Origin of the sequence: Sandarakinorhabdus sp., assembly GCF_051860625.1 — a bacterium.
In the GTDB taxonomy this organism is placed as follows: Bacteria; Pseudomonadota; Alphaproteobacteria; order Sphingomonadales; family Sphingomonadaceae; genus Sandarakinorhabdus.
Genome location: NZ_JBHYDQ010000008.1, coordinates 72,385 through 85,793, shown reverse-complemented (window position 1 = coordinate 85,793; position 13,409 = coordinate 72,385). Strand labels below are relative to the sequence as shown.

The window sequence follows — 13,409 nt, the reverse complement described above, 5'->3', positions numbered from 1 at the left end:
ATTTCAGCATGGCGGTTTACACGCCGGTCAGCGCCGATGATCTGGCGGGCTTTCTCGCAGCCTATGATGTCGGCGAAGCGGTCAGCTTCAAGGGCATCGCCGAGGGCGTCGAGAACAGCAATTTTCTCGTCGAGACGACGCGCGGCCGTTTTTTCCTGACCCTGTATGAAAAGCGTGTGGCCGAGGGCGATCTGCCCTGGTTCCTGGCGCTGATGGGGCATCTGGCGGCCAAGGGCTTGCCAGTGCCGGGGCCGATTGCCGACCGCGTCGGGGTTCACCTGCAACGGCTGAATGGCCGCCCGGCCTGCATGATCGAATTTCTGCCCGGCGTGAGCGTGAACGAAGCAACGCCGGCGCAAGCCCACGCCGTGGGCGCAGCGTTGGCGCAAATGCACCGCGCCGCCGAAGATTTCACCGCTGTGCGCCCCAACACGCTGGGGCCCGATGCCTGGGCACCGCTGGCCGCGCGCTGCGATGGAAGGCTGGGGGAGATTGATGCAGCGCTGCCCGGCCTGGTGGACGCGGGCCTCGCCGCCACGGCGCAGTGGCCGGCCGGACTGCCGATGGCCACCATCCATGCCGATCTGTTTCCGGACAATGTGCTGCTGCTGGACGGCAAGGTGACGGGCCTGATTGATTTCTATTTCGCCTGCACCGATGCCCGCGCCTATGATGTGGCGGTCACACACGGCGCCTGGTGTTTTTCGGGCGATGGCCGGCAGTTCTTCCCAGAGCGCGCTGCGGCACTGATGGCTGGCTATGCCAGTGTGATTGCCCTCACCCCGGTCGAGCGCGCGGCGCTACCGCTGCTGGCGGCGGGCGCTGCGCTGCGCTTCACGCTGACCCGCGGCTATGACTGGATCAACACGCCGGCCGATGCACTGGTGACGCGCAAGGATCCGATGGCGTTTGCGCGGCGCATGGCCTGGTATCTGGCCGCAGATGCGGAGATGATGGGTGAGTGAGGCGCTGCCAAAAGTCGCCATTTTCACCGACGGCGCCTGCAAGGGCAATCCCGGCCCCGGCGGCTGGGGCGCCATCCTGCGCTTTGGCGGGCAGGAAAAGGAGCTGAACGGCGCCGAAGCGCTGACCACCAACAACCGCATGGAGTTGCAGGCAGCGATCAGCGCGCTGAACGCGTTGACCAGGCCGTGCAACGTCGATCTGACCACCGACAGTGTCTATGTGCGCGACGGCATCACCAAATGGGTGATCAGCTGGCAGAAGAATGGCTGGAAAACCGCTGACAAGAAGCCGGTGAAAAATGACGATCTGTGGCAGGCCCTGCTGGCCGCGGCCCGGCCGCATCGGGTCGCGTGGCACTGGGTGAAAGGCCATGCCGGCCATGCCGAGAATGAGCGTGCCGACGCGCTGGCCAATGCGGCGATTGTTGTTATGCAGACTGAAGTTCGTGGTGCATGAGCGGCTCCCCGCGACCTTGCGCCGCTTGACACCAAGTCGCACCAGTGGCCGTTTAAGTGCGGTTGCTGAGATAATCGCCCGAAAATGGGCACCACAGTCACCAGCATGGGGAGGCCGAATTGCGCCAGCAATTCTATAGTCGCGTATCCACAACCCTCAATGAAATCCGCGCTGCCGGTCTGGAAAAGCCGGAGCGGGTGTTGACCGGCCCGCAGGGCACCCATGTACAGGTGGCGGGTCGTGATGCGCCGGTGCTGAATTTCTGCGCCAACAATTATCTCGGCCTCGCCAATGATCCGCGCGTGACGACGGCGGCCAATCGCGCCACCGATGAATGGGGCGCAGGGCTTGCCTCGGTGCGCTTCATCTGTGGCAGCCAGGCCATTCACAAGCAGCTTGAAGCCGAAATCGCGGATTATGTCGGCCAGGAAGATGCCATCCTGTTCGCCGCGGCGTTCGATGCCAATGGCGGGGTGTTCGAGCCGCTGCTGGGCGAGAATGACGCGATCATCTCCGATGCGCTGAACCATGCCTCGATCATCGACGGCGTGCGGCTGTGCAAGGCAAAGCGCTACCGTTTCGACAATGGCGATATGGCCGCGCTCGATGCGGCCCTGACGCAGGCGCGGGCTGACGGCGCGCAGACCGTGCTGATCGCCACCGATGGTGCCTTTTCGATGGATGGTTCGGTCGCCGACATGGCCGGCATTGCCGCGCTGGCCGACAAGCATGACGCGCTGGTGCTGGTCGATGATTGCCATGCCACCGGCTTTCTGGGCACGGGCGGGCGGGGATCGGCGTTTGTGGCCAATCCGCCGGCGCGGGTGGATATCGTTACTGGCACGTTCGGCAAAGCGCTGGGCGGGGCCATGGGCGGCTTCATCGCGGCGCGCCGCGACGTCGTTGCCCTGCTGCGCCAGCGGGCACGGCCCTATCTGTTTTCCAACGCCCTGGCGCCATCGGTATGCGGTGCCAGCCTGGCGGCGCTGGCGATCGCGCGGTCGGCTGAAGGTGATGCGTTGCGCGGACAATTGGTCGCCAACGCCGCGCGCTTCCGGGCCGGCATGACCGCCGCTGGCTTCACCCTGCTGCCCGGCGATCACCCGATCATTCCGGTGATGCTGGGTGATGCCCGCGCTGCGCAGGCGATGGCCGCCGAACTGCTGGACGAAGGCATTTACGTGATCGGCTTTTCCTATCCGGTGGTGCCGCATGGCAAGGCGCGCATCCGCACCCAGATTTCCGCCGCGCACACCAGCGCCGACATCGATAGCGCCATTGCTGCCTTCACTGCGGTTGGCCGCCGCCTGGGAGTTGTCGCATGATCGCAGCCAACAACATGATGCACGCGCTAGCGAAAACCCACGCCGCCCCCGGCATCTGGGCGATACAGGCGCCGGTGCCGGAATGCGGGCCAGACGATGTGCTGATCCGCGTCAAGCGCACCGCGATCTGCGGCACCGACATGCACATCTACAACTGGGATGATTGGGCGGCGAAGATCATCCCGGTGCCGATGATCATTGGCCATGAATTTTCCGGCGAGATCATCGAGATCGGCAATGCCGTGACGCGCGGGCTAAAACTGGGCCAGCGCGTGTCGGGCGAAGGCCATATCATCAACCCGCACAGCGCTGCCGCGCGGGCCGGGCGTTTTCATCTCGATCCGGACACGCAAGGGGTCGGGGTCAATCGCCCGGGCGCCTTTGCCGAATATCTGGCAATCCCGGCGTTCAATGTGGTGTCGCTGCCCGATGCAGTCTCTGATGATGTCGGAGCGCTGCTCGATCCGTTCGGCAATGCCGTGCACACCGCGCAGCAGTTCGATCTGCTGGGCGAGGATGTGCTGGTCGCTGGCGCCGGCCCGATTGGCATCATGGCGGCCGCGGTGGCGCGCAAGGCCGGTGCCCGCCGGGTGATCATCACCGATATCAATCCGTATCGCCTGGCGCTGGCCGGGCGGTTCACCGATTGCCGGCCGGTGAATGTTGCCCACGAGGATATTCGCGACGTGATGGCGGCCGAAGGCATTGCCGATGGCTTTGGCGTGGCGCTGGAGATTTCCGGCGCGCCCGCCGCGTTCGACATGGCAGTCGATGTGCTGAAGATGGGCGGCAAATTGTCGATGCTCGGCATTCCGTCCGGCCCGGTGCATGTCAACTGGTCAACGGTCATCCTGAAAGCGATCACCATCCAGGGCGTCTATGGCCGTGAGATGTTCGAAACCTGGCGCAAGATGCTGGGCGTGATCGAATCCGGGCTCGATCTGGAACCGCTCATCACCCACCGCCTGCGCCACGATCAATTCGCCACCGGATTCGAAACCATGGCCAGCGGCCAGAGCGGCAAGGTCGTGCTCGATTGGAGCTGAGGCTGCCGACACCTGCGGTAAACACCCCCCGCAACGCCCGACAACCCATTGCCAAGCGCCGAGCAATCGGCTTTGAGACACAATATGCCTGCCGAGCCCGTTCCCGCCCCAAAGGGTGTCAACGCCCAGTTGATTCGAGTCTGGATGACGTGGGGCACGCGCTTTCTGCCGTTCGCCGATGTCGCCAGCCCGGAGCTGCCGCTGTCGCGCTTGCTGCGATTGTCGCTGATCCAGGTCAGTGTCGGCATCAGCCTGGTGCTGCTGGTCGGCACGCTCAATCGCGTGATGATCGTGGAGCTTGGCGTGCCGGCCACGCTGGTGGGCGTGATGCTGGCGTTGCCGCTGCTGGCAGCACCGTTTCGCGCACTGATCGGCCATAAATCCGATACCCATAAATCGGCGCTGGGCTGGCGGCGGGTGCCCTATATCTATTTGGGTACCATGGTGCAGTTCGGTGGGCTGGCGATCATGCCGTTCGCGCTGCTGGTGCTGGCCGGCGCGCAGGAAGCCTATGATGAACGGGTCTGGTTGGGTCAGCCGGCGGCGGCGCTGGCGTTCCTGCTGGTCGGCGCCGGTATTCACACCACGCAGACCGTCGGCCTGGCGCTGGCCACTGATTTGACCAAGCCCGAACAACAGCCCAATGTGGTCGGGTTGATGTATGTGATGCTGCTGCTTGGCTCGATCGTGGCGGCGTTTTTCTTCGGCTGGGCGCTTGATGATTTCAGCCAGGGCAAGCTGATCCAGGTGGTGCAGGGCTGCGCCGTGGTGACCATCGCGCTGAACTTCACGGCGCTGTGGAAACAGGAAGCCCGCATTCCGCATTACCGCCGCACCGAACCCGAAGCCCCGGCGCCGACGTTCAAGGAAAGCTGGGCGATCTTCGTTACCAAGGAGAAGACCCTGCTGCGCCTGATCGCGGTCGGGCTGGGCACATTGGCGTTTTCGATGTCGGATATCGTGCTGGAGCCTTATGGCGGCGAAGTGCTCAACCTGGGTGTCGGCACCACGACGATGCTCAGCGCGATCATGGCGTTCGGCAGCCTGCTCGGCTTTGCCTATGCGTCGTACATCCTCAGCCTGGGCGCCGATCCGTTCCGCATGGCCAGCCTTGGCGCGCTGATCGGCTTGCCGGCCTATGCGCTGATCATCTTTGCCGCCGGGTCGGACACGCCGTCGATCTTCACATTGGGGGTGCTGCTGGCGGGCATCGGCACCGGGTTGTTCGGGCACGGCACGCTGACCGCGACGATGCTGCTGGCGCCGACGGGCCAGATCGGCATCGCCATGGGCGCCTGGGGCGCAGTGCAGGCGACATCACAGGGCGTCGGCGCCACCATCGGCGGCATCATCCGCGATCTGGGCCAGGGTTTCGATATCGGGATGGACCTGCCGCTGGCAGCCAGCGGCTATGTGCTGATCTTCATGTTGGAGCTGGCGCTGATGGTGGCCACGTTGGTGGCGATGTGGCCGCTGATGGACCGCAGCGAGGATTGAGCGTTCGGCACAATAAAAGGCCGGCGCTCCACGAGGGAACGCCGGCCGATTGGTTTGAGGCCCGGCGAACCGGGCGATTGGATTATTGTGCCGGAGCTTCTTCCATCGGCGCCATCGCGTCAGCCGCCGGAGCAGCTTCCATCGGGGCAGCCGAAGCGGCAGGCGCCGCAGCGGCGGAACCCTGCCAATAGGCACCGAACCAGGTGGTGTTCATCAGGATCGACGCGTGCACCAGGAGTGCAACCGTAAAGATCGCGATGAAGAACAGCGGAATGCCAACGCTGGGGCTGACATAAAGCCAGATACGACCTTCATTCATGTGTCAGACTCCCCTTACTGCAGCCACGGCGTCAAAGCGAACGCCAGGATGTGCGCCAGAACGGCAATTGCGCCGAAAATCCGCGAGCCCCACTTGAGGCCTTCGTTGATTTCGATCGCTTCTTTTTCGGTCAGCCCGGTCGGGTAGACCTTGGTATCGTCAGCCATGGTAACTCCTCTCCCACTCGGAAAAAATCGCCGACTCCGGAAGGACTTCGGCATCCCCGCCTGCTTGCCGGAATGGGCCTGAATTCGTCGAACGCGTGCGACCCAGTTCCTGACTGCAGCCCCTCGCCGCCGGTCGCCCTGGAAGGGCAAGGCGCGGCGTGACATCGCAGCGTATTAATCCTTAGCCAATCTGACGCATGTGTCAATCTGTCGCCACAGCTTGGCCTATGAATATTATGACGCCCATGCGACCGGACAGATTGTTGCGCTGCAACAAGGGGATGCTGCTGAAATGTCGGGCTTGGCTGTCGGTGGCAGGCCTGCCATGGTCAGGTCATCGGCAGGGTGCGCCGGCCAGAATGCGCGGCTGTGGCCGCAACCGAATTGGGAAATATTCCGTATGAGCTCGATTGATCGCCGTGCATTGCTGGCTGGAACCGCTGCGGCCGTCGCCTTGCCCGCGGTTGCCCGTGCCGCCACCGCACCGGCTGCCGCCGCGCAGAAAAGCATTCGCGCCGCCATTGACCGCCAGTTGCCGGAAAATATTGCGCGCATTCAGGAATGGATCCGCAATCCCGGTATCGCGGCCGAAAACTGGAAGATGGAGGAGGCCTGCGCCTTCACCATGGACCTGATCAAGGATGCCGGCTTCCAGATGGTCAAGCGCATGCCGACCAAGGGCCAGCCAGGCATTTTCGCGACGCTGGACGCCGGCGCCAAGCGCACGGTGGGCCTTTATTTCATGTATGACGTGAAGCAGGTGAACCCGGCCGAGTGGACCAGCCCGCCGTTCGAAGCGCGGATCAGCAACCGGCCGGGTTGGGGCCAGGTGATCGTCGGGCGCGGCGCCATCAACCAGAAAGGCCCGGAAGCCGCGTTTCTGGCCGCGCTCCACGCTTTTCGCGCGGCGGGGCAGAAATTGCCGGTGAATCTGGTGCTGGTCGCCGAGGGCGAGGAAGAGATTGCCTCGCCCAATTTCCATGAAATCGTGCAGGCCCCCGAAGTGCTCGCCGCGCTGAAGAAATGCGACGGCATCATCATCCCCACCGCCTGGCAGAGCCGCAACGGCAGCACGTCGATCAATCTGGGGTCGAAAGGCCCGATGGAGTTTCAGCTCATCGCCAGCGGCGAACGTTGGGGCAAGGGGCCGAAGGGCGATATCCATTCCAGCCAGCACGCCCATGTCGATTCGCCAGTTTGGCATCTGGTGCAGGCGCTGAACACGCTGGTGAAGGAAGACGGCTTCACCCCGGCCATCGACGGCTGGTTCGACAATGTCCGCCCGCTGACCGCGCGGGAAAGGGAACTGATCGCCCAGACCGCCGCTGCGCAGAGCGAAGAGGCCGCCAAGGCCGCGATGGGCGTGAAGATGTGGATCAACAACGAACCCTGGCAGCAATCGCTGGAACGACTGGCCGGGCAGCCGACGGTCAATATCCAGGGCCTGGTCGCCGGCTATACCGGGCCGGGCGGCAAGACCATCCTGCCGGGCCGCGCCGAAGCCAAGCTGGAGTGCCGGCTGGTCCCCAACCAGACCTTCAAAGAGGCGGAAGCCAAGCTGCGCGCCCACCTTGCCAAGCGTGGGTTCGGCGATATCGAGGTGGTAGTGTCCGGCGGCTATGATCCCACCGAAACCGCCGAGAACGCCCGCGTGGTGCGCGCGCAGCAGGCAGTCTATGCCCGCTTCGGCGCGGCGGCGACGCTTTATCCGCGCAACGCCGGGTCGTGGCCGGGCAGCGTCTTCACCCAGCCGCCAGTGTCCCTGCCCGCCGGCCAGTTCGGCCTGGGCCATGGCGCTGGCGCTCACGCGCCGGACGAATATTTCCTGATCGAAAGCATCAATCCGGCTGTGCAGGGTCTGGCCGGCTGCACAGCGGGGTTCGTCGATTTTCTCTACGAGATGGCGGTGGCGACCTAGAAGCTCTGCTGCGTTCCCGTTCATCACAGGTTTTGCAACCCAACGGCATCACGATGGTTAGTGCCAAGACCGTGCGTTTTTACGGTTGCCGCGTGTGGAGCATCGGGTGAGTCGATCGCAGCTGATCTTGTTGGTGGAAGACGAGGCTTTTGTCGCGCTGATGCTGCATGACATGCTCGAAGCTGCCGGCTTTGCCGTGATCACTGTCCACACCAGCGCGTTGGCGAAATCCGTGCTGGCCACCCGGCATCAGGAAATTTCGGCAGTCATTACCGATATCAGGCTGGGTGGCAGTGTTGATGGCTGGGACCTTGCCCAGCAGGCACGATCGCTGATTCCGGATGTGCCGGTGGTCTATCTGTCGGGCGGCAGTGAGCAGGACCATCGCGCGCTGGGCGTGGCGAACAGCGTGCTGATGAAAAAGCCGTTCACCTCATCGCAATTGCTGTCTGCCATCGTGCCGATGATGGCCACCGCGCCGGCGCGATAACCCGCCCGGCCTTCGTCAGTTCGCCACGAAGCGGTCCACGCCGCTGGCGTCACTCACCCGCCGCACCCGACCACGTTCTTCCAGCCAGTGCAGATGCGCCACCGTCTCGCCAGTGGCGAGACCATAGTCCGCCTCGCCGATCGGGCGGCGGAACAGCGCGGCAAAGCAATCCACCGCGGTGCGCGGGACTTCGCAAAAGGCCGTCAGCTTTTCGAGTTTGCCGGCATGATCGGCAGCAAGCTGATCGAGACGGGTGTGGAGGCCATAAAAGGGCTCGTTGTGGGCGGGCAGCACCAGCACATCGGCGGGGATGGCGCGCAGGCGATCGATGCTTTCCAGCCAGTCACCCAGCGGATCGGCATAAGGCTCGGTGGGATAGACCGACACATTGCTGGTGATGCGCGGCAACACCTGATCGCCGCTGATCATCAGGCCTTCAGTAACGAGACAGGCATGTTCGGGCGCATGGCCGCGGCCGACCACCACCTGCCACTGGCGCGCGCCGATGGTCAGGATGTCGCCATCGCGCAGCCGTTTGAAGCCGGCGGGCATCTTGGAAATGATCTTGCCGAAATTGCCCCAGGCCTTGGCTTTCATGGCGGCGACCTGTTCCTCACTCCAACCGGCGCGGACCGAAAAGGCCACGGCTTCATCGGGCGGCGCATCGCGGACATCGAGGGTGAGCGTGCGCGCCAGCAGATATTCGGTGCGGGTGATTTCCAGCGGCACATCATATTTGCGGCACAGCCAGCCGGCCATGCCGAGATGATCGGGGTGGTAATGGGTGACGATGACGCGCGTGACGGGCTTCCCGGCGAACGGCCCGGCCAGCAGCGCCTCCCAATTGGCCTTGCTGGCTGGCAGGCCAACGCCCGTGTCGACGATGGCCCACCCCTCCCCGGCATCCAGCACCCACAGATTGATATGATCCAGCCCGAACGGCAGGCCCATCCGCACCCAATGCACACCGGGTGCGACTTCATGGGCTTCGCCCGGCCCCGGCACCCAGCGGCCGCACGGGTAGGTCAGGCCCTTGATCTCGTCGGGCGCACGCGCTTCGGTGCTGGGCGCGCCAGTCGGGATCGGGTTGAGCGGCGGTGTTTCCATGGTGCTGGGGTAGCGGGCAGCGCAGGAAGCGTCGACTCTCCTTGCCGACAGGCTGGATATTGCGGCAGGGAAAGCAATGCATCCAAATCCGGCCTTTCGGAACGATGGCGACGCCATGGGCTTTGTGGCGGCGGTGGCTTTCGCGCATATCTTTGGCCAGACGCCGGAGGGTCCGCGGGTGGCGCATGCCCCGGTGCTGGTGACGGACGCCGGCAGCCTGATGTTTCACCTCGCCAAGGGCAATGCGCTGGCCCGGCATCTCGATGGCCTGACCGCCATCGCCAGCATCGGCGGGCCGGGCCATTATGTCTCACCCAACTGGTATGAAGATCCGGCCGCCAATGTGCCGACCTGGAATTACACGGCGGTGGAGGTGGAAGGCCCGGTGCGCGCGCTGGACCTGGCCGCGTTGGAAGCGCTGCTGAACCAATCATCGGCCACCTTCGAACCACGCGTGGGCGAGGATTGGACAATGGCCAAGATGGCCCGGCCCAGGGCCGAAGCGATGATGCAGGCGATCATCGGTTTCGAGCTGATCCCTGTCGCCATCCGCACCACATCGAAGGCCAGCCAGAACCGCAGCGCTGGCGATGTGGCCGGCGTGATCGCGGCGCTGGAACGACTGGGCGAGCATGGCGGCGCTGCCGCCATCCGAAAGGCAAGAGCATGAAATTGGCCCCAAGATTGGCAGTCTTCGATTGCGACGGCACCTTGATCGACAGCCAGATCAACATCATCCGCGCCATGGCCAGCAGCTTTGCCCGCCATGGCCTGGCACCGCCCGACGATCATGCCACGCGGCGCGTCGTCGGTCTCAGTCTTGTGGAGGCAATGCAGGCGCTGCTGCCCGACGAGACGCATGATCTGCACATGCGCCTTGCCGATGATTACAAGACGGCGTTTCAACGGCTGCGGGCGGATTCAGGGTTGGACCCGGAGCCGCTTTACCCTGGCGTGAGGCGATTGCTCGATGCTTTGGCGGCGCAAGGCTGGTCGCTGGCGGTGGCCACCGGCAAATCGGATCGCGGCCTGAAACTGGCGCTGGAACATCATGGCATCCACCATCTGTTCGTGTCTTTGCAGACCGCCGATCGTCACCCGTCGAAACCCCACCCATCGATGCTGCGCGCGGCACTGGCCGAGGCTGGCGCCGACGCCAGCCAGGCCGTGATGATCGGTGACACGATTTTCGACATCGCGATGGGCCGCGCCGCTGGCGTGCGCAGTATCGGGGTGGACTGGGGCTATCACGAAGCCGATGAGCTGCGCGAGGCTGGCGCCAAAGGCGTGGCAATGGATGCCGGCGAACTGCTGGCCTTGCTGAATGGCTGATCGATCAGGTCGCCTGATCGGGCGATTGCGTTGGCTGGGCCGGGTGCTGGCAATCCTGTCGTTGCTGTTCGGCGCGGCGTTCGTCGTGCTGGCGCGGCGCAGTGCCGGAGCGGCTGGCGGCATTCCCAGCGCTTTGTTCTGGGTGGCGGCGGTGCTGCAATTTGGCCTGGCGTTCGTGTTGCTGTGGCGGGGCCGGCGCGGGTAAGGAGATTGCATGACCGAACCACGCCTGACTGTTGCCGAAGCCCGCAAACGCTATCTGATCTATGTCGGCGTGCGCTTTGCCGGGCTGGCGGTGATGGCAACCGGGCTGTGGCTGAGCCAGACGATGGGGCAGGTGCCGGGCCTGATCGTCGTGCTGATCGGCGGGCTGAGCCTGTTCGTGCGGCCCAGGCATCTGGGGCTGACGCGCAAGTGAAACGATTCTGGACGGCGGCGCGCGTGACCACGGCGGATGGCGGCTGGGGGGTGGCGCTGGACGACCGGCCGCTGCGCACCCCGGCGCGGGCAAATTTGGCAGTGCCGACGCTGGCACTGGCCGAGGGCATTGCCGGCGAATGGAATGCGCAAGGCGAACGGGTCAATCCGCGCAGCCTGCCGCTGACCGGGCTGGCCAATGCCGCGATCGACCGGGTGATGCCCGATGTGGCGGGCTTTGCATCCAGCCTGGCGGTGTTTGCCGAAAACGAGCTGCTCGCCTATCGCGCCGATTATCCGGCGCCGCTGGTCGACCACCAGGCGGCGTACTGGGACCCGTGGCTGGCGTGGGCACGCCGCCGTTATGACATCGAATTCACCGTGGTGACCGGCATCATCCACGCGCCGCAACCGTCGGCGACGCTGGCGCGCATCACCTCTGCCTATCGCGCCTTTGATGCGTTCCGGCTGGCGGCACTGAACCCGGTGGTGACGATTTCGGGATCGGCGCTGATCGGGCTGGCGGTGGCGGATGGCGCGATGGATGCCGCCACGGCCTGGTCAATCGGGCATCTCGATGAATTGTGGCAGGCCGACCAATGGGGCAAGGACCCGCTGGCCGAGGCCGGCCATGCCGAACGACAGGCCGACCTCGGTGCAGCGGTAGCGATGCTTGCCTTGCTGGCTTAAGCTGCAACGGCGCGCGGGCCGCCGCGGCGCAGTACAGCAACAAATGCGCGGTGATGCTGCAAGATCGAGGATCGGGAAGGCCGATCAGGACTTTACCAATCTGCCCTCGCTGGTAAGCACAGGCAGAGACTGACGGGGACGACCATGCTGAAGACATTGGAAGAACTGGAACGCCGCCGGGAGGCCGCCAAATTGGGTGGCGGCGAGAAGCGCATTGCCGCGCAGCACGCCAAGGGCCGGCTGACGGCGCGCGAGCGGCTGGATATCCTGCTCGATCCCGGCTCGTTCGAGGAACTCGACATGTATGTCGAGCATAATTGCACCGAATTCGGCATGGCCGAGACGATCATCCCCGGCGACGGCGTGGTCACCGGCAGCGGCACGATCAATGGCCGGCTGGTCTATGTGTTCAGCCAGGATTTCACCGTGTTCGGCGGATCGCTGTCGGAACGCCATGCGCAGAAAATCTGCAAGATCATGGACACGGCCATGAAGGTCGGTGCGCCGGTGATCGGCCTGAACGACAGCGGTGGCGCCCGCATCCAGGAAGGCGTCGCGTCGCTGGGCGGCTATGCCGAGGTGTTTCAGCGCAACGTGCTGGCGTCCGGCGTGGTGCCGCAGATTTCGCTGATCATGGGGCCGTGTGCCGGCGGCGCCGTCTATTCGCCGGCGATGACCGACTTCATCTTCATGGTGAAGGATTCGAGCTATATGTTCGTGACCGGCCCCGATGTGGTGAAGACGGTGACCAACGAAGTGGTGACTCAGGAAGAACTGGGCGGCGCCATCACCCACAGCACGAAATCCGGCGTGGCCGATCTGGCGCTGGAAGATGATATCGACGCGCTGCTGCGCACCCGGGCGTTTTTCGATTTTCTGCCGCTCAACAACCGAGAAGCCGCGCCGTTTCGCCCGACCAGCGACGATCCGCTGCGCAGCGAGCCCAGCCTCGACACGCTGATCCCAGCGAGCGCTGCCAAGCCCTATGACATGCACGAGCTGATCCAGAAGGTTGCCGATGATGGCGAATTCTTTGAATTGCAGCCCGGCCATGCTGGCAACATCATCGTCGGCTTTGCCCGCATCGAAGGCCACACGGTGGGCATTGTCGCCAATCAGCCGATGGTGCTGGCCGGTTGCCTGGATATCAGTTCGTCGAAAAAGGCCGGGCGCTTCGTGCGGTTTTGCGATGCGTTCAACATTCCGATCGTGACGTTTGTCGATGTGCCCGGTTTCCTGCCCGGCACTGCGCAGGAATTTGGCGGCATCATCAAGCATGGCGCCAAATTGCTGTTCGCCTATGCCGAAGCCACGGTGCCGAAGATCACGGTGATCACCCGCAAGGCCTATGGCGGTGCCTACGATGTGATGGCTTCCAAACATCTGCGCGGCGATTTGAACTATGCTTGGCCCACTGCGGAAATCGCGGTGATGGGCGCCAAGGGCGCGGTGGAAATCATTTTCCGCCAGGACATCGGGGACAAGGACAAGATCGCCCAGCGCACCGCGGAGTATGAGGCACGTTTTGCCAACCCGTTCGTGGCGGCATCGATGGGCTTCATCGACGAGGTGATCATGCCGCACGCCACCCGCAAGCGGATCGCGCTGGGCCTGCGCAAGCTGCGCACCAAGCAGCTCAGCAACCCGTGGAAGAAGCACGACAATATTCCGCTGTGATG

The 13,409-nt window shown here is 64.2% G+C and carries 16 protein-coding genes; 13 read left to right on the top strand and 3 right to left on the bottom strand.

All coding sequences use genetic code 11. The features are described 5' to 3' along the window. The first annotated feature begins 8 nt into the window (after positions 1–8). The 5 genes from thrB to ACTIEZ_RS09250 all read left to right on the top strand — a co-directional run bounded on the left by thrB (position 9) and on the right by ACTIEZ_RS09250 (position 5,290). Positions 9–965: a homoserine kinase gene (gene thrB / locus ACTIEZ_RS09270; RefSeq protein ID WP_439546389.1), complete on the top strand. Its 957-nt coding sequence runs from the start codon at positions 9–11 to the stop codon at positions 963–965. After that, positions 958–1,422, top strand: coding sequence for a ribonuclease HI (rnhA, locus tag ACTIEZ_RS09265; protein WP_439546388.1), 465 nt, complete (start codon positions 958–960; stop codon positions 1,420–1,422). Before thrB ends, rnhA begins: the two co-directional genes overlap by 8 nt. Positions 1,423–1,541: 119 nt before the next feature. Then, a complete protein-coding gene (kbl, locus tag ACTIEZ_RS09260) occupies positions 1,542–2,747 on the top strand; it encodes a glycine C-acetyltransferase (RefSeq protein WP_439546387.1) in 1,206 nt (401 codons plus the stop codon). Then, positions 2,744–3,793: an L-threonine 3-dehydrogenase gene (gene tdh, locus ACTIEZ_RS09255; protein ID WP_439546386.1), complete on the top strand. Its 1,050-nt coding sequence runs from the start codon at positions 2,744–2,746 to the stop codon at positions 3,791–3,793. The genes kbl and tdh overlap by 4 nt, the downstream gene beginning before the upstream one ends. An 84-nt stretch (positions 3,794–3,877) precedes the next feature. Next, positions 3,878–5,290 (top strand): BCD family MFS transporter, encoded by a 1,413-nt coding sequence (locus ACTIEZ_RS09250; protein ID WP_439546385.1) that lies wholly within the window; start codon positions 3,878–3,880, stop codon positions 5,288–5,290. Positions 5,291–5,372: 82 nt separating this feature from the next. On the opposite strand, the gene ACTIEZ_RS09245 is transcribed toward ACTIEZ_RS09250, so the two are convergent. Then, the gene (locus ACTIEZ_RS09245; protein WP_439546384.1) at positions 5,373–5,609 is read right to left on the bottom strand and encodes a light-harvesting protein; all 237 of its coding nucleotides are present in this window, start codon (positions 5,607–5,609) and stop codon (positions 5,373–5,375) included. A gap of 14 nt (positions 5,610–5,623) precedes the next feature. Further along, complete coding sequence (locus tag ACTIEZ_RS09240; RefSeq protein WP_439546383.1) at positions 5,624–5,776, bottom strand: light-harvesting protein; 153 nt, start codon at positions 5,774–5,776, stop codon at positions 5,624–5,626. 400 nt (positions 5,777–6,176) lie between these two features. On the opposite strand from ACTIEZ_RS09240, the gene ACTIEZ_RS09235 reads away from it, so the two are divergent. Both ACTIEZ_RS09235 and ACTIEZ_RS09230 read left to right on the top strand, forming a co-directional pair. Next, a complete protein-coding gene (locus ACTIEZ_RS09235; RefSeq protein WP_439546382.1) occupies positions 6,177–7,694 on the top strand; it encodes a M20/M25/M40 family metallo-hydrolase in 1,518 nt (505 codons plus the stop codon). 106 nt (positions 7,695–7,800) lie between these two features. Then, positions 7,801–8,184, top strand: coding sequence for a response regulator (locus ACTIEZ_RS09230; protein WP_439546381.1), 384 nt, complete (start codon positions 7,801–7,803; stop codon positions 8,182–8,184). A 15-nt stretch (positions 8,185–8,199) separates the two neighbouring features. Here the strand turns inward: ACTIEZ_RS09230 and ACTIEZ_RS09225 are convergent, their stop codons facing one another. Further along, on the bottom strand, positions 8,200–9,291 hold the full coding sequence (locus ACTIEZ_RS09225; RefSeq protein WP_439546380.1) for an MBL fold metallo-hydrolase: 1,092 nt from the start codon (positions 9,289–9,291) through the stop codon (positions 8,200–8,202). Positions 9,292–9,367: 76 nt separating this feature from the next. Between ACTIEZ_RS09225 and ACTIEZ_RS09220 the strand changes: the two genes are divergently transcribed. From ACTIEZ_RS09220 to ACTIEZ_RS09195, 6 genes are all read left to right on the top strand, one after another. Next, positions 9,368–9,961, top strand: a complete 594-nt coding sequence (locus ACTIEZ_RS09220; protein WP_439546379.1) for an FMN-binding negative transcriptional regulator — start codon at positions 9,368–9,370, stop codon at positions 9,959–9,961. After that, on the top strand, positions 9,958–10,623 hold the full coding sequence (locus ACTIEZ_RS09215; RefSeq protein ID WP_439546378.1) for an HAD-IA family hydrolase: 666 nt from the start codon (positions 9,958–9,960) through the stop codon (positions 10,621–10,623). The genes ACTIEZ_RS09220 and ACTIEZ_RS09215 overlap by 4 nt, the downstream gene beginning before the upstream one ends. Then, positions 10,616–10,828 (top strand): hypothetical protein, encoded by a 213-nt coding sequence (locus ACTIEZ_RS09210; RefSeq protein ID WP_439546377.1) that lies wholly within the window; start codon positions 10,616–10,618, stop codon positions 10,826–10,828. Before ACTIEZ_RS09215 ends, ACTIEZ_RS09210 begins: the two co-directional genes overlap by 8 nt. Before the next feature lie 9 nt (positions 10,829–10,837). After that, positions 10,838–11,041, top strand: a complete 204-nt coding sequence (locus ACTIEZ_RS09205; protein WP_439546376.1) for a hypothetical protein — start codon at positions 10,838–10,840, stop codon at positions 11,039–11,041. Continuing rightward, positions 11,038–11,730 (top strand): ATP12 family chaperone protein, encoded by a 693-nt coding sequence (locus ACTIEZ_RS09200; protein ID WP_439546375.1) that lies wholly within the window; start codon positions 11,038–11,040, stop codon positions 11,728–11,730. The genes ACTIEZ_RS09205 and ACTIEZ_RS09200 overlap by 4 nt, the downstream gene beginning before the upstream one ends. A gap of 144 nt (positions 11,731–11,874) precedes the next feature. After that, a complete protein-coding gene (locus ACTIEZ_RS09195; RefSeq protein WP_439546374.1) occupies positions 11,875–13,407 on the top strand; it encodes an acyl-CoA carboxylase subunit beta in 1,533 nt (510 codons plus the stop codon). Positions 13,408–13,409: the final 2 nt, after the last annotated feature.

Excerpts from the sequence above, each read along its gene's own strand:
- thrB (WP_439546389.1), top strand. The coding sequence starts at position 9 with ATGGCGGTTTACACGCCGGTCAGCGCCGATGATCTGGCGGGCTTTCTC.
- tdh (WP_439546386.1), top strand. The coding sequence starts at position 2,744 with ATGATCGCAGCCAACAACATGATGCACGCGCTAGCGAAAACCCACGCC.
- ACTIEZ_RS09250 (WP_439546385.1), top strand. The coding sequence starts at position 3,878 with ATGCCTGCCGAGCCCGTTCCCGCCCCAAAGGGTGTCAACGCCCAGTTG.
- ACTIEZ_RS09245 (WP_439546384.1), bottom strand. The coding sequence starts at position 5,609 with ATGAATGAAGGTCGTATCTGGCTTTATGTCAGCCCCAGCGTTGGCATT.
- ACTIEZ_RS09240 (WP_439546383.1), bottom strand. The coding sequence starts at position 5,776 with ATGGCTGACGATACCAAGGTCTACCCGACCGGGCTGACCGAAAAAGAA.
- ACTIEZ_RS09235 (WP_439546382.1), top strand. The coding sequence starts at position 6,177 with ATGAGCTCGATTGATCGCCGTGCATTGCTGGCTGGAACCGCTGCGGCC.
- ACTIEZ_RS09225 (WP_439546380.1), bottom strand. The coding sequence starts at position 9,291 with ATGGAAACACCGCCGCTCAACCCGATCCCGACTGGCGCGCCCAGCACC.
- ACTIEZ_RS09220 (WP_439546379.1), top strand. The coding sequence starts at position 9,368 with ATGCATCCAAATCCGGCCTTTCGGAACGATGGCGACGCCATGGGCTTT.
- ACTIEZ_RS09215 (WP_439546378.1), top strand. The coding sequence starts at position 9,958 with ATGAAATTGGCCCCAAGATTGGCAGTCTTCGATTGCGACGGCACCTTG.
- ACTIEZ_RS09210 (WP_439546377.1), top strand. The coding sequence starts at position 10,616 with ATGGCTGATCGATCAGGTCGCCTGATCGGGCGATTGCGTTGGCTGGGC.
- ACTIEZ_RS09205 (WP_439546376.1), top strand. The coding sequence starts at position 10,838 with ATGACCGAACCACGCCTGACTGTTGCCGAAGCCCGCAAACGCTATCTG.
- ACTIEZ_RS09195 (WP_439546374.1), top strand. The coding sequence starts at position 11,875 with ATGCTGAAGACATTGGAAGAACTGGAACGCCGCCGGGAGGCCGCCAAA.